Below are 22,263 nucleotides of genomic sequence, written 5' to 3' on the forward strand. Positions count from 1 at the left end.
GTGCGGCTCAGCGGCCGGCTGCTCCGAGCGGTGCTCTACGCGAAGGCGAGCTCGTATATGCCTGCGGCGATCGCGCCGCCGATGAGCGGACCGGCGACCGGGATCCAGGCGTAGCTCCAGTCGGAACCGCCCTTGTTGGGCAGGGGGAGCAGGGCGTGCACGATGCGCGGACCGAGGTCACGGGCCGGGTTGATCGCGTAGCCGGTCGGACCACCGAGGGAGAGACCGATGCTGACGACCACGAGGGCGGTGATCAGGGCGCCGACGGGGCCGAGGCCGTCACCGTTGTTGTTGAGACCCTGCGTGAGGATCGCGAGCACGAGCACCACGGTGCCGATGATCTCGGTGGCGAGGTTCTGCACCACGTTCCGGATCTCGGGGCCGGTGGAGAAGATGCCGAGCACGGGGCCGGCCCCGGACTCCTGCGCCTCGACGGACTTGGACTTGGTGTCCTGCGCGCCCGGACCGCCGACGATCTCGCGGTCGGTGAGGTGCGCCAGGAACTGCCCGTAGTACGCGAGCCAGACCAGAGCGGCACCGATCATGGCGCCGAGCAGCTGTCCCGCCCAGTAGGTGGGGACGTCGCCCCAGGCGTCGTCCTTGATCGCGAGCGCGAGCGTCACGGCCGGGTTGAGGTGGGCACCGGAAAGAGGCGCCGAGATGTAGACCGCGGTCAGTACCGCGAAGCCCCAGCCGAAGCTGATGGCGAGCCACCCGGCGTTACGCGCCTTGGAGGCCTTCAGCGTGACGGCGGCACACACGCCACCGCCGAGCAGGATGAGCACGGCGGTACCGATGGTCTCGCCGATGAAGATGTCGGAGCTGGACACCCGCGACTCCTTTGTCCTTCGTCCAGGGGAAGCCGAACCCCGGGTCCCTCCGGTGGTCCGCGCTCTCAACGATGAGAGCTGTCTCGGCCTGGCGTTGTCACACTCTAACGCGTATTGCCGGTAGGTGTTCGACAATGTCGACCGATGGACGGGAGTCTTGCTCCGGTGTTACCAGCTCGTCAAGGGTTCTGTTGTCCAAAACACGATCGTTACTGACGGCCATGGGCTGTGGATCTTGGGGCGGGTGCGCAGCGCGTGTGAGCGGGTACTTCCCGTGGCGGGGCCGGGTATGCGGACGGCCGGTACGCGGATCGCGAACCGGCCATCCGACGCGTGCGCTCAGAACCGCCCGGCGCCCAGGTCCCGCGACACCGCGCGGGCGCAGTCGCGTACCGCCGCGATCAGGTCGGGACGCAGCTCCCCGTCCTTGCAGACCCGCTCCACGGCCCCGGTGATGCCCACCGCGCCGACCGGCATGCGCCGCCGGTTGTGGATGGGGGCGGCGACCGACGCGACACCCGTCCAGGTCTCCTCGACGTCGTCGGCGTACCCGCGCGCGCGGGTCATGTCGAGCACGCCTTCGAACTCGTCCAGCTCGCTTATCGTCCGGCCCGTGAACGGCTTGCGCTCGGCCTCCAGGACCTCGCTGTGCGCCACCGGGTCGTACGCCGACAGGACCTTGCCCAGCGCTGTGGAGTGCAGCGGCTGCATGGCCCCGACCTCCAGCACCTGACGGCTGTCGTCCGGCCGGAAGACGTGGTGCACGATCAGCACGCCCTGCTGGTGCAGCACGCCCAGGTAGACGCTCTCGCCGCTGGAGCGGGCCAGGTCGTCCGTCCACACCAGGGCGCGCGCCCGCAGCTCGTGCACATCGAGATACGTGGTCCCGAGGCGCAGCAGCTCGGCGCCCAGCTGGTACCGACCGGAGACCGGCTCCTGCTCGACGAAACCCTCCTGCTGGAGGGTGCGCAGAATGCCGTGGGCCGTACCCTTGGCCAGGCCAAGGGAGGAGGCGATGTCGGACAGGCCGAGCTGCCGCTCGCCGCCCGCGAGCAGGCGCAGCATCGCGGCCGCCCGTTCGAGCGACTGGATGTTCCGTGCCATCGCCGTGCTGCCTCCGTCCCCTTCGACCGTCGGCGGGCGACTCACTGCCGCCGTTCGGCATTGTCGAACAGTACCGTTCGTTGGCGAGGTCCCGCTAATGGGTGGTCGCCCCATGTTCCGGCCGACCGGGCACCGCCGCCGGCACCGCCGTCACGTACGCCACGCCCGTCCGTCCCGTGGACGCCCCTGACCGTACGGGCGTGCTCCGGGCTACCCTGACGGCGTGCGCCTTCCATGGGAAGCGCAAAGCCGACAGCCGTCGCACTCCAGGGAGCACCTTCATGGCCTCGTTGCCGAATCCGTCCCCTTCCTCCGAGCTCGCCGAGAGCCGGACGCGAACCGACGCACTGCGAGAAGCCCTCGCCACCCGCGTGGTGGTGGCCGACGGCGCGATGGGCACGATGCTGCAGGCGCAGGACCCGACGCTGGAGGACTTCGAGCAGCTGGAGGGCTGCAACGAGATCCTGAACGTGACCCGGCCCGACATCGTGCGCTCGGTGCACGAGGAGTACTTCTCCGTCGGGGTCGACTGCGTCGAGACCAACACCTTCGGCGCGAACTTCGCGGCCCTCGCCGAGTACGACATCGCGGACCGCGTCCACGAGCTCTCCGAGTCCGGCGCCCGCATCGCCCGCGAGGTCGCCGACCGGTTCACCGCGTCGACCGGGCAGCAGCGCTGGGTCCTCGGCTCCATGGGCCCCGGCACCAAGCTGCCCACCCTCGGCCACGCCCCGTACACCACGCTGCGCGACGCCTACCAGCAGAACGCCGAGGGCATGATCGCCGGCGGCGCCGACGCGCTGCTCGTGGAGACCACCCAGGACCTGCTGCAGACCAAGGCGTCGGTGCTGGGCGCCCGCCGGGCCCTGGAGGCCACCGGCGCCGATCTGCCGCTGATCGTCTCGGTGACCGTCGAGACCACCGGCACCATGCTGCTGGGCTCGGAGATCGGTGCCGCGCTCACCGCGCTGGAGCCGCTCGGCATCGACATGATCGGCCTGAACTGCGCCACCGGACCCGCCGAGATGAGCGAGCACCTGCGCTATCTGGCCCGCCACTCGCGCATCCCGCTGTCCTGCATGCCCAACGCCGGCCTGCCCGTCCTCGGCAAGAACGGCGCCCACTACCCGCTGACGGCTCCCGAGCTGGCCGACGCCCAGGAGACCTTCGTACGCGAGTACGGCCTGTCCCTGGTCGGCGGCTGCTGCGGTACGACGCCCGAGCACCTGCGCCAGGTCGTCGAGCGCGTACGGGACCTGACCCCGGCCGAGCGCCACCCGCGGCCCGAGCCGGGCGCCGCCTCGCTCTACCAGACCGTGCCGTTCCGCCAGGACACCGCGTACATGGCGATCGGCGAGCGGACGAACGCCAACGGTTCGAAGAAGTTCCGCGAGGCCATGCTGGACGGCCGCTGGGACGACTGTGTGGAGATGGCCCGCGACCAGATCCGCGAGGGCGCGCACATGCTCGACCTGTGCGTCGACTACGTGGGCCGCGACGGCGTCGCCGACATGGAGAAGCTGGCAGGACGCTTCGCGACCGCCTCCACGCTGCCGATCGTCCTGGACTCCACCGAGGTCGAGGTGATCCGGGCCGGTCTTGAGAAGCTCGGCGGCCGCGCGGTCATCAACTCGGTCAACTACGAGGACGGCGACGGCCCCGAGTCCCGCTTCGCGAAGGTCACCAAGCTGGCTCAGGAGCACGGCGCCGCGCTGATCGCCCTGACCATCGACGAGGAGGGCCAGGCCCGCAGCGTCGAGCACAAGGTGGCCATCGCCGAGCGGCTGATCGAGGACCTGACGGGGAACTGGGGCATCCACGAGTCGGACATCCTCATCGACTGTCTGACCTTCACCATCTGCACCGGCCAGGAGGAGTCCCGCAAGGACGGCATCGCCACCATCGACGCGATCCGCGAGCTCAAGCGCCGCCGCCCGGACGTGCAGACCACGCTGGGCCTCTCCAACATCTCCTTCGGCCTCAACCCGGCCGCCCGCGTCCTGCTCAACTCGGTCTTCCTCGACGAGTGCGTCAAGGCGGGCCTCGACTCGGCGATCGTGCACGCGTCCAAGATCCTGCCGATCGCCCGCTTCGACGACGAACAGGTCACCACCGCCCTCGACCTGATCTACGACCGGCGGGCCGAAGGTTACGACCCGCTGCAGAAGCTGATGGCGCTGTTCGAGGGCGCCACCACCAAGTCGCTGAAGGCCGGCCGGGCCGAGGAACTGGCCGCGCTGCCGCTGGACGAGCGGCTCAAGCGGCGCATCATCGACGGCGAGAAGAACGGCCTCGAACAGGATCTGACCGAGGCGCTCCAGACCCGTCCAGCCCTCGACATCGTCAACGACACCCTCCTCGACGGCATGAAGGTCGTCGGCGAACTGTTCGGCTCCGGCCAGATGCAGCTGCCGTTCGTGCTCCAGTCCGCCGAGGTCATGAAGACCGCGGTGGCCCACCTGGAGCCGCACATGGAGAAGACCGACGACGAGGGCAAGGGCACCATCGTGCTGGCCACCGTCCGCGGCGACGTCCACGACATCGGCAAGAACCTCGTCGACATCATCCTGTCCAACAACGGCTACACCGTCGTCAACCTCGGCATCAAGCAGCCCGTCTCGGCGATCCTGGAGGCGGCCGAGGAGCACCGGGCCGACGTCATCGGCATGTCCGGCCTGCTGGTCAAGTCCACGGTGATCATGAAGGAGAACCTGCAGGAGCTCAACCAGCGCAAGATGGCCGCCGACTATCCGGTGATCCTCGGCGGCGCGGCCCTCACCCGGGCGTACGTCGAACAGGACCTGCACGAGATCTACGACGGCGAAGTCCGCTACGCCCGCGACGCGTTCGAGGGCTTGCGCCTGATGGACGCGCTGATCGGGGTCAAGCGCGGAGTGCCGGGCGCCGTGCTCCCGGAACTCAAGCAGCGCCGGGTGCGGGCGTCCGCCGTACAGGTCGAGGAGCCCGCGCCGGAGGAGGGTGCGGTCCGCTCCGACGTCGCCGTCGACAACCCCGTGCCCACCCCGCCGTTCTGGGGCACCCGCGTCATCAAGGGCATCCAGCTCAAGGAGTACGCCTCCTGGCTGGACGAGGGCGCGCTGTTCAAGGGCCAGTGGGGCCTCAAGCAGGCGCGCACCGGCGACGGGCCGACCTACGAGGAGCTGGTGGAGACCGAGGGCCGGCCCCGGCTGCGCGGCCTGCTGGACCAGCTGCAGACCGGGAACCTGCTCGAAGCGGCCGTCGTCTACGGCTACTTCCCCTGCGTCTCCAAGGACGACGACCTGATCCTCCTGGACGACCAGGGCAACGAGCGCACCCGCTTCACCTTCCCGCGTCAGCGCCGCGGCCGCCGGCTCTGCCTGGCCGACTTCTTCCGGCCCGAGGAGTCCGGCGAGACGGACGTGGTGGGCCTCCAGGTCGTCACCGTCGGCTCCCGGATCGGCGAGGAGACGGCCAAGCTCTTCGAGTCCAACTCCTACCGCGACTACCTCGAACTGCACGGCCTGTCCGTGCAGTTGGCCGAGGCGCTGGCGGAGTACTGGCACGCACGCGTCCGTTCGGAACTCGGCTTCGCCGGTGAGGACCCGGCCGAAGTCGAGGACATGTTCGCGCTGAAGTACCGCGGTGCCCGCTTCTCGCTCGGCTACGGGGCCTGCCCGGACCTGGAGGACCGCGCCAAGATCGCCCGGCTCCTGGAGCCGGAGCGGATCGGCGTCCACCTCTCCGAGGAGTTCCAGCTCCACCCGGAGCAGTCCACCGATGCCATCGTCATCCACCACCCGGAGGCGAAGTACTTCAACGCGCGCTGACGACGCTCGGCGCGGGACCGATTCCGGCGTGCCTCGACGCATTCGGTGCAGGCCAGGGCGCCCAGGCGTCGGGATGTGAGAGTGCCCTCACGCACGCCGATTAAACAAGGCACTTCGTCGGCGGGAGTCGTACACTGGTCGGTCCAGCGCAGGCCGGTTCCCTACTGGGAACCGGCCTTCTCGTCCCTCACGGAGGTGTGCCTAGATGACCAGTACGGTCCCCGCACTCGGTACCCGTACGGCCGAAGGCTCCGCCTTGCAGGCCGTGCTCCTCGACATGGACGGCACCCTGGTGGACACCGAGGGCTTCTGGTGGGACGCCGAGGTCGAGGTGTTCGCGCGCCTCGGGCACACGCTCGACGACTCCTGGCGTCATGTGGTGGTCGGCGGTCCCATGACCCGCAGTGCGGGCTTCCTCATCGAGGCGACCGGCGCGGACATCCCGCTCGCCGAGCTCATGGTGCTGCTGAACGACGGGTTCGAGGACCGTATCGGGCGCAGCCTGCCGCTGATGCCGGGCGCCGCGAGACTCCTCGCCGAGCTCGCCGCACACCGCATTCCCACGGCCCTGGTGTCCGCCTCGCACCGGCGCATCATCGACCGCGTCCTGACGTCGCTCGGCCCCCAGCACTTCGCCCTGACCGTCGCGGGCGACGAGGTCGAACGCACCAAGCCGCACCCCGACCCGTATCTGCTGGCCGCCGCCGGCCTCGGCGCGGATCCGGCCCGGTGCGCGGTCGTCGAGGACACCGCCACGGGCGTAGCGGCCGCCGAGGCGGCGGGCTGCCATGTGGTCGTCGTACCCTCCGTCTCGCCGATCGCCCCGGCCGCCCGGCGCACCGTGGTGACCTCGCTGGAACAAGTCGACCTGTCTTTTCTGCGCGGTCTGATGACGGAAAAGCTCCAGTCATTCACCCAGGGTGAATGACCGAATGCTGAAAAACTCCGTGGCATCAGCACCGGAGTAATTCGATCGTGCCGGATGGCTGAATTCCGGTACCCCTCAACCGAGTTGAATCTGTGACGTTCACCACCCAGGCGGGGATCGACAAGAGGGCTCACGTGTGCGTCGGACCCCTGTTCGGGGGTGGTCGGCGTGCCCTTCTGTCCCGTTTCATGGAGCGCTGCGCCAATCCTTCCACTGTCGGGTTTTCGGTGCGTCCACACCCGGTTTCGCAGCGTGATGGGAACTCAACTCCGGCTCCTGCAAGCCGTCCTGCTGGTGCGGACTAATCTCATTGCGAGAACATCGCCGTAACCCCCGCCACCCGCCCGCAACACCCCCATGCTTGCCGGGTTCGCGGGATCGACAGCTCTGGAGACCTTCGAGCATGAACCGTAAGACTTTGGTGCTGCCGGCCGTAATCGGTCTGCTCGCTCCGGTTCTCGCCGCCTGCGGCGGTGCCGACGCCGAGGGCAACAGTGGCGACGCCATCGTCGTCGGCACCACCGACGGGTTCACCGTCTCGAAAGACGCGCCGGCTCCGCTGGACCCGGCGTACGCGTACGACGTCGGCACCTGGAACATCCTGCGCCAGACCGTCCAGACGCTGATGACCATGCCCAACGGCGGCGGCGACCCCCGGCCCGAGGCCGCCGAGGAGTGCGGCTTCACCGACTCGGGCAACGAGCGGTACGCGTGCACCCTGCGCAAGGACCTCAAGTTCGCGAACGGCGACCCGGTCACCGCCGAGGACGTCAAGTTCTCCATCGAGCGCGCGCTGCGGATCAAGGCCGACAGTGGCGTCTTCGCGCTGCTGTCCACCATCGACACCGTCGAGACGCAGGGCGACCGCGAGGTGATCTTCCACCTCAACACCGCCGACGCCACCTTCCCGTTCAAGCTGTCGACGCCGGTCGCGGGCATCGTGAACCCCGACGACTACGACAAGAACAAGCTGCGCGACGGCTACTCGGTGGACGGCTCCGGCCCGTACAGCCTCAAGGCCGAGGTCAAGAAAGACGCGATGACCAAGATCGTCTTCACCAAGAACCCCAATTACAAGGGGACTTCGGAGGTGAAGAACGACAAGGTCGAGCTCCGCGCCTACGCCGACGCCGACGCCATGGGCACCGCGCTCGACAAGGGCAACATCGACATGATGAGCCGCACCATGTCGCCCGGGCAGATCAAGAAGCTCCAGGACAAACCGTCCACCGAGATCAACCTGATCGAGCAGCCCGGCCTGGAGATCCGCTACCTCGGCTTCAACACCAACGACCCGTCGGTGAAGTCCAAGGCGATCCGCCAGGCGATGGCGCAGGTCATCAACCGCGGCGAGCTCACCTCCAAGGTGTACGGCTCCGGCGCCGACCCGCTGTACTCCGTGGTGCCGGCCACCCTCACGGGACACGCCAACTCGTTCTTCAACAAGTACGGCGACCCGGACAAGGCCAAGGCCGAATCGCTGCTGAACGACGCGAACATCACCACGCCGGTGAAGCTGACGCTGCACTACACGGACGACCACTACGGCCCGGCCACCAAGGAGGAGTTCGAGCTGCTGCAGAAGCAGCTGAACGCCAGCGGGCTGTTCAAGGTCGCCATCAAGGGCGAGAAGTGGGTCACGTTCCGCCCGAACGAGCAGAAGGGCGACTACGAGGTCTACGGAATGGGCTGGTTCCCGGACTTCCCCGACGCCGACAACTACATCGCGCCCTTCCTCGACAAGGACAACACCCTCAACCTGCCCTACGCGAACACCGAGATCCGCAGCGTCCTGATCCCGGAGTCCCGCCGCGAGGCCGACCGGCTCACCGCGTCCAGGAGCATCGAACAGATCCAGAGCATCGTCGCCGAGGACGTCCCGATCCTTCCGTTGTGGCAGGGCAAGCAGTACATCGCCGCACGGGACGACATCACCGGCGCCGAGTACGCGCTCAACTCGTCCGCCACCCTCCAGCTGTGGGAGCTCGGCCGCGGCGTGTGAGCTCACCGCCACGCTGGACGCGACCGACCGGACCCGAGACCAACGACAAGGCACACCCACGTGAACATGTGCAGCAAGTGGCCGGTCCTGCCCGTTGTGGCGGGACTGTCAGCGGGCCTGCTGACCGGATGCGGCTCCGACACCGGTGGCTCCGGCGGGAACGGCTCCGACGTCGTCATAGGGATGACCGACGACGTTCTGGCCACCGATCCCGCCTCCGGCTACGACCCGGGCTCCTGGCTCCTGTTCAACAACGTCTTCCAGTCGCTGCTCAGCTTCCCCAAGGGCGGCACCGAGCCGGTGCCGGAAGCCGCCGAGAAGTGCTCCTTCACGGACACGCGGACCAAGGTCTACCGGTGCACCCTGCGCGACGGACTGACGTTCAGCAACGGTGACGACCTGACCTCGAAGGACGTCAAGTACTCCTTCGACCGCACGATGAAGATCGACGACGCGGCCGGGCCCGCGATCATGCTGCCGATGCTCGACGAGGTGGAGACCCCGGACGAGCGGACGGTCGTCTTCAAGCTGAAGGTCTCCGACGCCACGTTCCCGAGCAAGATCGCCTCCGGCGCCGGCTCGATCGTGAACCACCGGGAGTACGAGGCGGACGCGCTGCGCGAGGACGGCGAGGCCGTCGGCTCCGGCCCGTACAAGCTGGACTCGTTCAGCAAGGACGAGGCCGTCTTCTCGGTCAACGAGAACTACCGGGGCAACGCCGAGACGCAGAACTCCGGCGTGACCGTCAAGTTCTTCCACGGCGACCAGTCAGGCCTGAAGAAGGCCGTCCTCGCCGACGAGGTCGACGTCGCGTACCGAGGCCTCGCGGCCGAGGACATCGCGGAGATCGAGAAGGACGCCTCCGGCAGCCAGAACATCGACATCGTCGAGGGCACCAGCGCCGAGGTCCAGCACCTGGTCTTCAACATGACGGACCCGGTGGCCGGCAAGCTGGGCGTCCGCCAGGCCATCGCCTACCTCCTCGACCGCGACTCCCTGGTCAACGAGGTCTACGAGAACACGGCGACCCCGCTGTACTCGATCATCCCGGCCGGAATCACGGGCCACAACACGGCGTTCTTCAACACCTACGGAGCCCGCCCCTCACGCGCCAAGGCCGAAGCCGCGCTGCTCGCCGACGGCATCACCGACAAGGTGAAGCTGACCCTCTGGTCGACGCCGACGCGCTACGGCCCGTCCACCGACCAGGAGTTCAAGGCGATAGCCGAACAGCTCAACTCCAGCGGGCTGTTCGACGCGACCGTCGAGTCCGTCGCCTACGACCAGTACGAGAAGGACATCGAGGCGGGCAAGTACGGCGTGTACGTGAAGGGCTGGGTGCCGGACTACCCGGACCCCGACAACTTCACGGCCCCGTTCTTCGGCGAGGGCAACGTGCTGGGCAACAACTACGCGAACACCACGGTCACCGGAGAGCTCATCCCCGAGACCGCGGCCCGCAGCGACCGCTCGACGACCGACCAGCAGTACGGCGAACTCCAGGACATCGTCGCCGAACAGGTCCCGGTCATCCCGATCTGGCAGGCCAAGCAGTACGCGGTCGTCCGCGAGAGCGTGTACGGGCTGGAGAACTGCCTCGACGCCTCGACCGTGTTCCGGTTCTGGGAGATCAGCAAGAACTGACCGTCGGACCGCCTGGCCGTGCGATTTCTCGTACGGACTACGAAGGGCCGCCCCCTCGCTGGAGGGGGCGGCCCTTCGTGCCTGCAGCCCGGTCACTGCGCGCCGGGGCGCACCAGACCGCTCTCGTACGCGTAGACCGCGGCCTGTACACGGTCGCGCAGACCCAGCTTGGTCAGGACATGGCCCACGTGCGTCTTGACCGTGGTCTCGCTGACGAACAGGTCGGCGGCGATCTCCGCGTTCGACAGACCGCGTGCCACCAGCTTCAGCACCTCCACCTCGCGCTCGGTGAGCGTGTGCAGGGTGTCAGGCACGGGCTCGTCGCCCGACGGCAGATGGCTCGCGTACTTGTCGAGAAGCCGGCGGGTGATGCTGGGTGCGAGCATCGCCTCACCGGACGCCACCACGCGGATGGCCTGCACCAGCTCGTTGGCCGGGGCGTCCTTGAGGAGGAAGCCGCTGGCACCGGCGCGCAACGCCTCCACCACGTACTCGTCGAGGTCGAAGGTGGTCAGGACCAGCACCTTCGCCGGACCGTCCCGGCCCGGACCGGTGATCTGCCGGGTCGCCTCGACTCCGTCCATCCGCGGCATACGGATGTCCATCAGAACCACATCGGGCTGCAGGGCACGTACCTGATCGAGTGCCTGGAGACCGTCGCCGGCCTCGCCGACGACCGCGATGTCCTGCTCGGCCTCCAGGATCATCCGGAAGCCGGTGCGCAGCAGCGGCTGGTCGTCGACCAGTAGGACGCGGATGGCCACGTAAGTCTCCTTCGCTAGTCCGGCCCCATTCTGCCCTGCTCACCGCCGCCGGACTCGGGCGGCCTCACCGGGAGCGGATACGGCGGGGGAGTCCCACCGAATTCCGGACACACCGCCTGGTGGTCGCACCAGCCACAGAGCTTCGTGGGCCGCGGCCGCCAGTCGCCGGTCTCGGTCGCGAGGCGGATCGCGTCCCACAGCGAGTGCAGCTTGCGCTCGACGCGCTCCAGATCGGCCACGACCGGGTCGTACGTGAGCACGTCGCCGCTGCCCAGATAGACGAGCTGGAGCCGGCGCGGGACGACCTGCTTCAGCCGCCACACCACGAGGGCGTAGAACTTCATCTGGAACAGGGCGCCCTCCGCGTACTCCGGACGCGGGGCCTTGCCCGTCTTGTAGTCGACGATCCGCACCTCGCCGGTCGGAGCCACGTCGACCCGGTCGATGATGCCGCGCAGCTTCAGACCCGAGTCGAGCCGGGCCTCCACGAACAGCTCGCGCTCGGCCGGTTCGAGACGGGTCGGGTCCTCCAGCGTGAACCAGCGCTCGACCAACTGCTCCGCCTCGGTGAGCCAGCGGGCCAGCCGCTCGCCCGCGGCCTGCTCGTCCGAGTCCGCGAACAGCTCGGTCAGCTCCGGCTTCGCCTCGCGCAGCCGGTCCCACTGGCCCGGGATCAGCGACTTCGCGCGCGGCGCGGTCCGCTCGGCGGCCGGTGCGTCGAAGAGCCGCTCCAGGACCGCGTGCACCAGCGTGCCGCGGGTGGCCGCCTCACTCGGCTTCTCGGGGAGCTTGTCGATCACCCGGAAGCGGTACAGCAGCGGGCACTGCATGAAGTCCCCGGCACGCGAGGGCGACAACGACGTCGGAGCGACGGCGACCACCTCATTCGCCGACCGGGCCGGCTGGGCCGACTCGGCCGCGGTGCCGACCGGCTGTGCCCCGATGCCGGTGGGCTCAGCCGGGGCGCCCACGGGCTGGGCGGTCACGGCGTCGGCGGACTCGGCCACGGTGCCGGCGGGCTCCGCCGCGACCCCGGCCGACCCGGCTTCGGGACCGGCCTGCGCGACGCCGTCGGTGCTGGTTTCCATGACGACAGACCTTACGGCCCGCCACTGACAGCGCGACACACGGTGACCTGCGCTCCACACCCCGCGGCACCGGATACAGAGGGGGTGCCGGGGCCGAACACGCCGAGACGGACGCATACCATCGACCCCAGGACCTCTCGCCGTGCATGATCGCGAGCGGGAGACGCGTCGAACGAGGGGACATCGTGGACGAGAGCGGCGGGAGCGGGCAGCCGCGATCCGGCACGGACGAGGCGGAAGAGCGCCGCACCGGTCAGCCGCGCCCCGGCGACCCGGCCACCGCGACGCCCCGGCCGCCCTCCGACGAGGAACCGCACGCCGTCGGCGCCCGGGCGCAAGCCGCGGAGTCGGCCGAACCCGAACAGGCCGAACCCCAGCAGGCAGCGGGCACGGGAGCGGGCCGCCTCGACAAGAGCGCTGACCCCTCGGGGAGTTCGGCGGACGGCCCGGCCCAGGAGGAGCCGGCGGTCGCGCCCCGGTCCGGCACGAGCGTCGACACGAGCAAGGACGCCACCGCACCGCCCACCCCGGCCGCCGAATCCGACGCCCCCGTGGCCCAGCCTCCGCACGACTCCCACCGGTCCGAAGCCCACACCGCCCGGCCGCCGGCGGAATCCCGGCCCGAGCCCGCCACCGGCAGGCAGTCCCGCCTCAGGAAGGGCCCCGCCCCGCGGCGCGGCAAGGAACCAGGCGGCGGCCTGCTCATGGGACGCCCCTTCGGCGTGCCCGTGTACGTCGCACCCAGCTGGTTCCTCGTCGCCGCACTCATCACCTGGGTCTTCGGCGGCCAGCTCGACCGCGTCCTGCCCGAACTCGGCATGGCCCGCTATCTCGTCTCGCTCTTCTTCGCGGTCGCCTTCTACGCCTCCGTACTCGTCCACGAGCTGGCCCACACGGTCGCGGCCCTACGCTTCGGGCTGCCCGTACGCCGCATCCAGCTGCAGTTCTTCGGCGGCGTCTCGGAGATCGAGAAGGAATCCGAGACCCCCGGCCGGGAGTTCGTCCTCGCCTTCGTCGGCCCGCTGCTCTCGCTCATCCTCTCCGGCCTCTTCTACCTCGCCATGCAGACCGTCGAACCGGGCACCGTCCCGGGCGTCCTGCTGGCCGGCCTGATGATCTCCAACCTGATCGTCGCCGCCTTCAACCTGCTCCCCGGCCTGCCGCTCGACGGCGGCCGCATGCTCCGCGCCGTCGTCTGGAAGATCACCGGCAGGCCGATGGCCGGCACCGTCGCCGCCGCCTGGGTGGGCCGCGCCCTCGCGATCTCCGTACTGATCGGACTGCCCCTGCTCACCCAGTCCGGCGCGCTCGGCGCGGACGCCGAGGACATCGGCGGCATGGACACCGTCATGGACGCCCTGCTCGCCGCGATCCTCGCCGCGATCATCTGGACCGGCGCCGGAAACAGCCTGCGCATGGCCCGACTGCGCGAGCACCTGCCCGAGCTGCGGGCCCGCAACCTCACCCGCCGTGCGGTCCCCGTCGAGACCGACACCCCGCTCTCGGAGGCCCTGCGCCGCGCCAACGACGCCGGCGCCCGTGCCCTGGTCGTCGTCGACGCCGACGGCGAGCCTCTCTCCCTGGTCCGCGAGGCCGCCATCGTCGGCGTACCGGAACACCGCCGGCCCTGGGTCGCCGTCAGCGGCCTCGCCCAGGACCTGACCGACGGCATGCGGGTCTCCGCCGAACTGGCCGGCGAGGACCTCCTCGACACCCTCCGCGCGACCCCGGCGACCGAGTACCTGGTGGTGGAGGACTCCGGCGAGATCTACGGAGTCCTCTCGGCAGCAGACGTGGAACGAGCCTTCGTGAAGGCGATGGCCCGGCCCAACTGAGAACTGCGCCCGTGTACGGCGCCCCCGAAAGGGGCGCGGGGAACTGCGCGACCAGCCACGACGGACCCGCGGTTCACCACGCTCCCGAGCACCCCGAGACCTTGGTCGGCGGCCCCCACAATCGCCGGTAGGCTGGGTCACATGTCCGAACCGACCGGTGCCGCCCGCCGACGCGGGCCCTTCAAGGTCGGGGACCAGGTACAGCTGACCGACCCCAAGGGCCGCCACTACACGTTCACGCTCGAAGCGGGGAAGAACTTCCACACCCACAAGGGTTCCTTCCCGCACGACGAGCTGATCGGCGCACCCGAAGGCAGCGTTGTCCGCACCACGGGGAACGTCGCCTATCTGGCACTGCGCCCCCTGCTCCCCGACTACGTCCTGTCCATGCCCCGCGGCGCCGCCGTGGTCTACCCGAAGGACGCGGGGCAGATCCTGGCCTTCGCAGACATCTTCCCCGGCGCACGCGTCGTGGAGGCCGGCGTGGGCTCCGGCTCGCTCAGCAGCTTCCTGCTGCGCGCCATCGGCGACCAGGGCATGCTGCACTCCTACGAGCGCCGCGAGGACTTCGCCGAGATCGCCCAGGCGAACGTGGAGCGCTACTTCGGTGGCCCGCACCCCGCCTGGCAGCTCACCGTCGGCGACCTCCAGGACAACCTGAGCGACACCGAGGTCGACCGCGTCATCCTCGACATGCTCGCCCCCTGGGAGTGCCTGGAGGCCGTCTCCAAGGCACTCGTCCCCGGCGGCATCGTCTGCTGCTACGTGGCGACCACCACCCAGCTCGCGCGGACCGTCGAGTCCATCCGCGAGATCGGCTGCTTCAACGAGCCGTCCGCCTGGGAGTCGATGGTCCGCAACTGGCACATCGAAGGCCTGGCCGTCCGCCCCGACCACCGGATGATCGGCCACACCGGCTTCCTGCTCACCGCCCGCCGCCTGGCGGACGGCGTCGAGCCGCCCATGCGCCGCCGCCGCCCGTCCAAGGGCTCCTACGGCGAGGACTACTCCGGTCCGAACGCCGAGGCAGGCGCCGCCGGCCGCTGAGGCGGCCCCGTGCCGCATACAACGCGCAAGCGCCGTGGCCGAGTTCCCGGGACCCTCCGGGAACTCGGCCACGGCGCTTTTCTCTTGACGCCGCGCCAGTACCGCGTACCCCACCGTTCCCTCGGACTGTGACGTGTGGCACCATGCTGGCCACCCCACCGGCACAGCCCCCACGGGAGACACTTCCTAGTGCAGCACTCCGCCGTCCCGGAACTGGCACACACGCACACCCGTCCGATCCACTGGGTCGCCACGGCCACCGCCCTCGCCGGAGTCGTCGCGGCCTCCGCCTTCCTCCAGCCGGACGAGGCCACCGCCGCCCAGCACGGCCCCGAGGCGAAGACCGTCCCGGCCGCCACGGCACCCCCCGACCCCGCCCGAGCCGACCTCCCGATCGAGTGCGGCCCCATCAAGGTCAAGATCCAGAAGCAGGCCTCCGGCGACCTGGACGGCGACGGCCGCCCCGAAACAGTCGCCGTGGTCCGCTGCGACGCCGGCTCCGGCACCCCGCCCAACGGCGTCTACGTCCTGACCCAGGCAGAGGGCGCCACCAAGCCCCGAGTGGTCGCCACCCTCGTCGACCCGAAGGACCGCCTGAGCGTCAAGACCCTCACTCTGCGCGACGCGGCGATCACCGCGACAGTGCTCGGCTACTCCTCGCCCGACGTACCCAGTTGCTGCCCGGACGTGAACGAGCGCGCCAAGTGGCAGTGGAAGAACGGCACATTCGTCCGCTCGACGCCCGCAGGCGCCCAGAGCGTGTGAGAAATCAGACAGGCGTGAGAAAACAGACGCGGAGTGACGGGGCGAGACCGCCGGATCAGCCCGCGTCGGGCCCGTACACCTCGACCCTGTCCGAAACCCGCCGTACGTGGATGCAGTCGCCCGGACACTCCTTCGCGGAGTCGGTGACATCACGCAGAAGCGTCAGCGGCACGGGCGTTGTGGCACCCGGGGCCTGCAGGAGTTCGTCCTCGGAGCTCTTCACATAGGCCAGACCGTCGATGTCCAGCTCAAAGACCTCAGGGGCGTACTGGGCGCAGATTCCGTCGCCGGTGCAAAGGTCCTGGTCGATCCAGACCTCGAGTGCTTCGCCGTCGACTCCGGTCTGCTGCTCCACGGTCATTTCTCCTGCCGTTTCCTACGCCGGGTGACCCTATCCATCCGCAAGTCGGGCCAGCTCTGACGGGTGTTGAACACTTCGACCCTACCTCCGCCCGCTTCCCAATCTTGTTGGGTGGGTATCCCTCTGACGTGAGGGAGAGCGCAAGGGTGAAGATCGGACACACCCCGACAGTCTTTGTGATCTAGGGGTTTCAATCGACACCCACCCAGGTAGGGTCTGGAAGCGTCCAGCTCCCCTTGGAGGAGGTGAGGACCGTGGCAGCCCACGACGACGACATGAACCGCGGCATCCGCCCGGGACGAGGGTCCGAGGACCCTGCCGGGCAGGTTGCATACCTTGAGCAGGAGATCGCCGTCCTGCGACGCAAGCTCGCCGACTCTCCGCGACACACGAGGATTCTCGAAGAGCGGATCGTCGAGTTGCAGACCAACCTGGCAGGCGTGTCCGCCCAGAACGAGCGGCTCGCCAACACACTCCGTGAGGCTCGCGACCAGATCGTGGCCCTCAAGGAGGAAGTCGACCGGCTCGCGCAGCCGCCGGCCGGCTTCGGCGTCTTCCTCGAAGCGAACGAGGACGGCACGGCGGACATCTTCACCGGGGGCCGCAAGCTCCGGGTGAACGTCAGCCCGAGTGTGGAGCTCGAAGAGCTCAGGCGCGGCCAGGAGCTGATGCTCAACGAAGCCCTCAACGTGGTCGAGGCCATGGAGTACGAGAGCGTCGGCGACATCGTCACCCTCAAGGAGATCCTCGAGGACGGCGAGCGCGCCCTCGTGCAGGGGCACACCGACGAGGAACGGGTGGTACGGCTCGCCGAGCCACTGCTGGACGTAGTCATCCGTCCCGGGGACGCCCTGCTCCTCGAACCCCGTTCCGGCTACGTCTACGAGGTCGTCCCCAAGAGCGAGGTCGAGGAACTCGTCCTCGAAGAGGTCCCGGACATCGGCTACGAGCAGATCGGCGGTCTGGGCGGCCAGATCGAGGCGATCCGCGACGCGGTCGAGCTTCCGTACCTCTACCCCGACCTGTTCAAGGAGCACGAACTGCGGCCGCCCAAGGGCGTGCTGCTGTACGGGCCCCCCGGATGCGGCAAGACACTCATCGCCAAGGCCGTCGCCAACTCGCTGGCCAAGAAGGTCGCCGAGGTGACCGGACAGGCCACGGGCAAGAGCTTCTTCCTCAACATCAAGGGCCCCGAGCTCCTCAACAAGTACGTCGGCGAGACCGAGCGGCAGATCCGCCTGGTCTTCCAGCGTGCGCGTGAGAAGGCCAGCGAGGGCACCCCCGTCATCGTCTTCTTCGACGAGATGGAATCCCTCTTCCGCACCCGTGGATCAGGCGTCAGCTCGGACGTGGAGAACACCATCGTCCCGCAGCTGCTCGCCGAGATCGACGGCGTGGAAGGCCTGCAGAACGTGGTGGTGATCGGCGCCTCGAACCGCGAGGACATGATCGACCCCGCGATCCTGCGCCCCGGACGCCTCGACGTGAAGATCAAGATCGAGCGCCCCGACGCCGAAGCGGCGAAGGACATCTTCGGCAAGTACCTCACCGAGCGCCTCCCGCTGCACTCCGACGACCTCGGCGAGCACGGCGGCAGCAGGTCGACCACCGTCCAGAGCATGATCCAGACCGCCGTCGAGCACATGTACACCGAGTCCGAGGAGAACCGCTTCCTCGAGGTCACGTACGCCAACGGCGACAAGGAAGTCCTCTACTTCAAGGACTTCAACTCCGGCGCCATGATCGAGAACATCGTCGGCCGCGCCAAGAAGATGGCCATCAAGGACTTCCTGGAGCACAAGCAGAAGGGCCTGCGGGTCTCCCACCTGCTCCAGGCCTGCGTGGACGAGTTCAAGGAGAACGAGGACCTGCCGAACACCACGAACCCGGACGACTGGGCCCGGATCTCCGGAAAGAAGGGCGAACGGATCGTTTACATCCGTACGCTCATCACCGGAAAGCAGGGCGCGGACACCGGACGCTCCATCGACACGGTGGCGAACACCGGTCAGTACCTGTAAAAGACAGGGTGGCTGCGGGTCCCCTCAGTGGGTACCCGCAGCCAACTGTTTTTCGGGGCACAGCTGGAGCAGAGCAATGACGCAAATGATCTCCCCACCAGCGCAAAGGCGCTCTAGGCTCTTCGGTACCGCCGAGTCGCGCAGTGCGGGGACGGGCACCGCACACGCACCGGAGCGCCAGCGGTACTTGAGCGGCGCCCCCGACCGAGGGCGCCGCCGGGCAAGGAGGGCCGCATGACCGTACGGCGAGTAATGGGCATCGAGACGGAGTACGGGATCTCCGTCCCCGGCCACCCGAACGCCAATGCCATGCTCACCTCGTCCCAGATCGTCAACGCCTACGCGGCGGCGATGCACCGGGCCCGCCGGGCCCGATGGGACTTCGAGGAGGAGAACCCGCTGCGGGACGCCCGGGGCTTCGACCTCGCCCGCGAGGCCGCGGACTCCAGTCAGCTCACCGACGAGGACATCGGCCTGGCCAATGTCATCCTCACCAACGGTGCGCGGTTGTATGTCGACCACGCACACCCCGAGTACAGCTCCCCGGAGGTCACCAATCCGTGGGACGCCGTCCTCTGGGACAAGGCCGGCGAGCGCATCATGGCCGAGGCCGCCGAGCGGGCGGCCCAGCTCCCCGGCGCTCAGCCGATCCACCTCTACAAGAACAACACCGACAACAAGGGCGCCTCCTACGGCACGCACGAGAACTACCTGATGAAGCGGGAAACCCCCTTCTCGGACATCGTGCGCCACCTCACGCCGTTCTTCGTCTCACGCCAGGTCGTCACCGGAGCGGGCCGCGTCGGAATCGGTCAGGACGGACACGAGCACGGCTTCCAGCTCAGCCAGCGCGCCGACTACTTCGAGGTCGAGGTGGGCCTGGAGACCACCCTGAAGCGCCCGATCATCAACACGCGTGACGAGCCGCACGCGGACGCCGAGAAGTACCGCCGCCTGCACGTGATCATCGGCGACGCGAACCTCTCGGAGATCTCCACCTACCTAAAGCTCGGCACGACAGCCCTCGTCCTGTCGATGATCGAGGACGGCTTCATCGCCGTGGACCTCGCCGTCGACCAGCCGGTGCGGACCCTGCACCAGGTCTCGCACGACCCGACCCTCAAGCGCCTGATCACGCTCCGCAGCGGCCGGACACTCACGGCTGTCCAGTTGCAGATGGAGTACTTCGAGCTGGCGCGCAAGTACGTCGAGGAGCGGTACGGCGCGGACGCGGACGACCAGACCAAGGACGTGCTGGCCCGCTGGGAGGACGTCCTCGGCCGCCTGGAGAGCGACCCGATGAGCCTGGCCGGGGAGCTGGACTGGGTTGCCAAACGGGAGCTCATGGAGGGCTACAGGCGCCGTGACAGCCTCGAATGGGACGCGGCCCGACTGCACCTCGTCGACCTCCAGTACGCCGACGTACGGCCCGACAAGGGCCTCTACAACCGCCTCGTACAGCGAGGCAGGATCAAGCGGCTGCTGGACGAGACGGACGTGGAGCGGGCCCGCACGAAGCCGCCCGAGGACACCCGCGCGTACTTCCGTGGGCGTTGTCTGGAGCAGTACGCGGACGACGTGGCGGCGGCCTCCTGGGACTCGGTGATCTTCGATCTGCCGGGCCGGGACTCGCTCCAGCGGGTTCCAACCCTGGAGCCGCTTCGCGGAACGCGTAATCACGTCAAGGAACTCCTCGACCGCTGCCGCACCGCGGAAGACCTGGTCAGGGTCCTGTCGGGCGGTTGACCTGGCCGCGGCGGCCTTCGGGCCGAAGTGGCCGGACGAGGTGGAAAAGGGCGGCGTCCGGGAATCATCGAGATGGTCCCCGGACGTTGTAGCAAGTGCGGGGCCGATGTCGGACCCTGCTTGTAGGGTCTGATCAAGAACGTCGAACCGAGCGGGGTGAGGGTTATGGCGACCAAGGACACCGGCGGCGGACAGCAGAAGGCGACGCGCAACACCGAGGAGGTCGAGGAGACCGCGCAGGACGCGCAGTCGACCGAAGACCTCAAGGAGCGCCAGGAGAAGCTGTCGGACGACGTCGACTCCGTACTGGACGAGATCGACGACGTCCTCGAGGAGAACGCCGAGGACTTCGTGCGGTCCTTCGTCCAAAAGGGCGGAGAGTAACCCCGGTTGTCCGCCCCGGAGTCGGCCTGTTTCAGCGGGTCGGCGCCGGGACGGATGACTGGCGTAGGTACGGGTATGGTCCGTGCACAGATTTGATGATCGGCTCGGCCGTCCCCGGCGGGCCGCCGCCTACGTGGAAGGAATCGCGTGGAAGCCAACCCTCGTAGCACCGGGCGTCTGCCGGCTGCCTTCCTGACGCCCGGCTCGTCCTCCTTCATGGACTTCCTGTCCGAGCATCAGCCGGAGATCCTCCCGGGCAACCGGCAGCTGCCGCCCATGAAGGGCGTGATCGAGGCGCCGCACGGCACCACGATCGTGGCCGTCGCGTTCCCCGGTGGGGTCGTGCTCGCCGGTGACCGGCGAGCCACCATGGGTAACGTCATCGCGCAGCGTGACATCGAGAAGGTTTTCCCGGCCGACGAGTACTCGGCGGTGGGCATCGCGGGTACGGCGGGTCTTGCCGTCGAGATGGTGAAGCTGTTCCAGCTGGAGTTGGAGCACTTCGAGAAGGTGGAGGGCGACACGCTCTCCCTGGAGGGCAAGGCCAACCGGCTCTCCACGATGATCCGGTCCAACCTCGGCATGGCCATGCAGGGCCTGGCCGTGGTGCCGCTCTTCGCGGGGTTCGACGTGGACCGCGGCAAGGGGCGCATCTTCTCGTACGACGTGACGGGCGGCCGTTCCGAGGAGCACGGCTTCGCGGCCACGGGCTCCGGTTCGCTGTTCGCCCGCGGTGCCATGAAGAAGCTCTACAGCAAGGACCTGACCGAAGACCAGGCCACGACGCTTGTCGTACAGGCGCTGTACGACGCGGCAGACGACGACTCGGCGACCGGTGGTCCCGATGTCGCCCGCCGGATCTACCCGATCGTCACCGTGATCACCGAAGACGGATTCCGCCGTCTCACCGACGAGGAGTCCTCCGAGATCGCCCGCGCGATCCTGGAGCGGCGCCTCGAGCAGCCCGACGGCCCGCGGGCCGCGCTGCTCTGACAGCGGTTTCTTGACAGGTGACCACAGTGACTTCCACAGAAAGGGACGGATAGCCGGTGTCGACGCCGTTCTATGTCTCACCCCAGCAGGCGATGGCCGACCGGGCGGAATATGCCCGCAAGGGCATTGCCCGTGGTCGCAGCCTGGTTGTGCTGCAGTTTGCCGACGGCATCGTGTTCGTCGGCGAGAATCCGTCCCGTGCGCTGCACAAGTTCAGCGAGATCTATGACCGGATCGGCTTCGCGGCCGCCGGCAAATACAACGAGTACGAGAATCTCCGTATCGGCGGCGTCCGTTATGCCGACCTCCGGGGTTATACCTACGACCGGGACGACGTGACCGCCCGCGGTCTCGCCAACGTCTACGCCCAGACGCTGGGCACGATCTTCTCCAGCGCGGCCGAGAAGCCGTACGAGGTGGAGTTGGTCGTCGCCGAGGTGGGGGAGACGCCCGAGGGCGATCAGATCTACCGGCTGCCGCACGACGGGTCGATCGTGGACGAGCACGGCTCGGTCGCGGTCGGCGGCAACGCCGAGACGATCAGCACGTACCTCGACCAGCGCCACGAGGACGGCATGTCGCTGGCCGGCGCGCTGAAGCTGGCCGTTCAGGCCCTGTCCCGCGACACGAACGGCAGTGAGCGGGAGATCCCCGCCGAGCGGCTGGAGGTCGCGGTCCTGGACCGTACGCGGCCGCAGCAGCGTAAGTTCAAGCGCATCGTCGGTCGTCAGCTCGGCCGTCTGCTGGAGGCGGACGGTGCGGAGACCGCCGCGGAGGCCGAAGGCCCCGAAGACGAGGAGTGACCTCCTCGTTCTCCTCGCCTCACCGTTTATTGAGCGCCCTGGCCGTTCGTTGGCCAGGGCGCTCGGCGTTGGGGTGGCTGGGGCCGGTTGCGAGTGTGCGGGTCGTGGGGGCTGGTCGCGCAGTTCCCCGCGCCCCTGA

17 protein-coding genes and 1 pseudogene are annotated in these 22,263 nt (G+C 68.7%); 13 read left to right on the forward strand and 5 right to left on the reverse strand.

Annotated features, from left to right (window positions below; genetic code table 11):
* Positions 1-35: 35 nt before the first annotated feature.
* A complete protein-coding gene (locus AB0I18_RS18435) occupies positions 36-830 on the reverse strand; it encodes an MIP/aquaporin family protein (RefSeq protein WP_363106547.1) in 795 nt (264 codons plus the stop codon).
* Between the two features lie 339 nt (positions 831-1,169).
* Positions 1,170-1,934, reverse strand: coding sequence for an IclR family transcriptional regulator (locus AB0I18_RS18440; RefSeq protein ID WP_363106548.1), 765 nt, complete (start codon positions 1,932-1,934; stop codon positions 1,170-1,172).
* Between the two features lie 281 nt (positions 1,935-2,215).
* Here AB0I18_RS18440 and metH point away from each other — a divergent pair, with 281 nt between their 5' ends.
* The 4 genes from metH (at position 2,216) to AB0I18_RS18460 (ending at position 10,317) form a co-directional block, all read left to right on the forward strand.
* On the forward strand, positions 2,216-5,743 hold the full coding sequence (metH, locus tag AB0I18_RS18445; RefSeq protein WP_363106549.1) for a methionine synthase: 3,528 nt from the start codon (positions 2,216-2,218) through the stop codon (positions 5,741-5,743).
* A 205-nt stretch (positions 5,744-5,948) separates the two neighbouring features.
* Entirely contained in the window at positions 5,949-6,671 is a 723-nt protein-coding gene (locus AB0I18_RS18450; RefSeq protein ID WP_363106550.1) for an HAD family phosphatase, read from the forward strand.
* Between the two features lie 403 nt (positions 6,672-7,074).
* The gene (locus AB0I18_RS18455; RefSeq protein ID WP_363106551.1) at positions 7,075-8,673 is read left to right on the forward strand and encodes an ABC transporter substrate-binding protein; all 1,599 of its coding nucleotides are present in this window, start codon (positions 7,075-7,077) and stop codon (positions 8,671-8,673) included.
* A 60-nt stretch (positions 8,674-8,733) separates the two neighbouring features.
* Positions 8,734-10,317 carry an ABC transporter substrate-binding protein gene (locus AB0I18_RS18460; protein ID WP_363106553.1) on the forward strand — a complete coding sequence of 528 codons (1,584 nt, stop codon included), beginning with the start codon at positions 8,734-8,736 and terminating at the stop codon, positions 10,315-10,317.
* 92 nt (positions 10,318-10,409) lie between these two features.
* On the opposite strand, the gene AB0I18_RS18465 is transcribed toward AB0I18_RS18460, so the two are convergent.
* Together AB0I18_RS18465 and AB0I18_RS18470 are read right to left on the reverse strand one after the other, a co-directional pair.
* Complete coding sequence (locus AB0I18_RS18465; RefSeq protein ID WP_055613352.1) at positions 10,410-11,081, reverse strand: response regulator transcription factor; 672 nt, start codon at positions 11,079-11,081, stop codon at positions 10,410-10,412.
* A 14-nt stretch (positions 11,082-11,095) separates the two neighbouring features.
* The gene (locus tag AB0I18_RS18470) at positions 11,096-11,911 is read right to left on the reverse strand and encodes a PD-(D/E)XK nuclease family protein (RefSeq protein WP_363106606.1); all 816 of its coding nucleotides are present in this window, start codon (positions 11,909-11,911) and stop codon (positions 11,096-11,098) included.
* Between the two features lie 443 nt (positions 11,912-12,354).
* Here AB0I18_RS18470 and AB0I18_RS18475 point away from each other — a divergent pair, with 443 nt between their 5' ends.
* From AB0I18_RS18475 to AB0I18_RS18485, 3 genes are all read left to right on the forward strand, one after another.
* Positions 12,355-14,004 (forward strand): site-2 protease family protein, encoded by a 1,650-nt coding sequence (locus AB0I18_RS18475; RefSeq protein ID WP_363106554.1) that lies wholly within the window; start codon positions 12,355-12,357, stop codon positions 14,002-14,004.
* A gap of 141 nt (positions 14,005-14,145) precedes the next feature.
* Positions 14,146-15,051: a tRNA (adenine-N1)-methyltransferase gene (locus AB0I18_RS18480; protein WP_363106555.1), complete on the forward strand. Its 906-nt coding sequence runs from the start codon at positions 14,146-14,148 to the stop codon at positions 15,049-15,051.
* A gap of 189 nt (positions 15,052-15,240) precedes the next feature.
* Positions 15,241-15,816 (forward strand): hypothetical protein, encoded by a 576-nt coding sequence (locus tag AB0I18_RS18485; RefSeq protein ID WP_363106556.1) that lies wholly within the window; start codon positions 15,241-15,243, stop codon positions 15,814-15,816.
* A 55-nt stretch (positions 15,817-15,871) separates the two neighbouring features.
* On the opposite strand, the gene AB0I18_RS18490 is transcribed toward AB0I18_RS18485, so the two are convergent.
* On the reverse strand, positions 15,872-16,177 hold the full coding sequence (locus AB0I18_RS18490) for a ferredoxin (RefSeq protein WP_363106557.1): 306 nt from the start codon (positions 16,175-16,177) through the stop codon (positions 15,872-15,874).
* Positions 16,178-16,431: 254 nt separating this feature from the next.
* Here AB0I18_RS18490 and arc point away from each other — a divergent pair, with 254 nt between their 5' ends.
* From arc to prcA, 6 genes and pseudogenes are all read left to right on the forward strand, one after another.
* Positions 16,432-18,198 carry a proteasome ATPase gene (gene arc / locus AB0I18_RS18495; RefSeq protein WP_363106558.1) on the forward strand — a complete coding sequence of 589 codons (1,767 nt, stop codon included), beginning with the start codon at positions 16,432-16,434 and terminating at the stop codon, positions 18,196-18,198.
* 234 nt (positions 18,199-18,432) lie between these two features.
* Positions 18,433-19,944: a depupylase/deamidase Dop gene (dop, locus tag AB0I18_RS18500; protein ID WP_363106559.1), complete on the forward strand. Its 1,512-nt coding sequence runs from the start codon at positions 18,433-18,435 to the stop codon at positions 19,942-19,944.
* Positions 19,945-20,109: 165 nt separating this feature from the next.
* Positions 20,110-20,328, forward strand: a complete 219-nt coding sequence (locus tag AB0I18_RS18505) for a ubiquitin-like protein Pup (RefSeq protein ID WP_363106560.1) — start codon at positions 20,110-20,112, stop codon at positions 20,326-20,328.
* 115 nt (positions 20,329-20,443) lie between these two features.
* Positions 20,444-20,524: pseudogene (locus AB0I18_RS18510) on the forward strand (recombination endonuclease VII); the annotation flags it as partial.
* Complete coding sequence (gene prcB / locus AB0I18_RS18515) at positions 20,506-21,321, forward strand: proteasome subunit beta (RefSeq protein WP_363106607.1); 816 nt, start codon at positions 20,506-20,508, stop codon at positions 21,319-21,321. The pseudogene AB0I18_RS18510 and the gene prcB, both read left to right, overlap by 19 nt.
* 56 nt (positions 21,322-21,377) lie before the next feature.
* Positions 21,378-22,124: a proteasome subunit alpha gene (gene prcA, locus AB0I18_RS18520; protein ID WP_363106561.1), complete on the forward strand. Its 747-nt coding sequence runs from the start codon at positions 21,378-21,380 to the stop codon at positions 22,122-22,124.
* Positions 22,125-22,263: the final 139 nt, after the last annotated feature.

Origin of the sequence: Streptomyces sp. NPDC050704 (assembly GCF_040654355.1) — a bacterium.
Classification (GTDB): domain Bacteria; phylum Actinomycetota; class Actinomycetes; order Streptomycetales; family Streptomycetaceae; genus Streptomyces.

Coding starts and splice junctions, on each gene's coding strand:
- AB0I18_RS18440 (WP_363106548.1), bottom strand. CDS start 1,934: ATGGCACGGAACATCCAGTCGCTCGAACGGGCGGCCGCGATGCTGCGC.
- metH (WP_363106549.1), top strand. CDS start 2,216: ATGGCCTCGTTGCCGAATCCGTCCCCTTCCTCCGAGCTCGCCGAGAGC.
- AB0I18_RS18450 (WP_363106550.1), top strand. CDS start 5,949: ATGACCAGTACGGTCCCCGCACTCGGTACCCGTACGGCCGAAGGCTCC.
- AB0I18_RS18455 (WP_363106551.1), top strand. CDS start 7,075: ATGAACCGTAAGACTTTGGTGCTGCCGGCCGTAATCGGTCTGCTCGCT.
- AB0I18_RS18470 (WP_363106606.1), bottom strand. CDS start 11,911: ATGCAGTGCCCGCTGCTGTACCGCTTCCGGGTGATCGACAAGCTCCCC.
- AB0I18_RS18480 (WP_363106555.1), top strand. CDS start 14,146: ATGTCCGAACCGACCGGTGCCGCCCGCCGACGCGGGCCCTTCAAGGTC.
- AB0I18_RS18490 (WP_363106557.1), bottom strand. CDS start 16,177: ATGACCGTGGAGCAGCAGACCGGAGTCGACGGCGAAGCACTCGAGGTC.
- dop (WP_363106559.1), top strand. CDS start 18,433: ATGACCGTACGGCGAGTAATGGGCATCGAGACGGAGTACGGGATCTCC.
- AB0I18_RS18505 (WP_363106560.1), top strand. CDS start 20,110: ATGGCGACCAAGGACACCGGCGGCGGACAGCAGAAGGCGACGCGCAAC.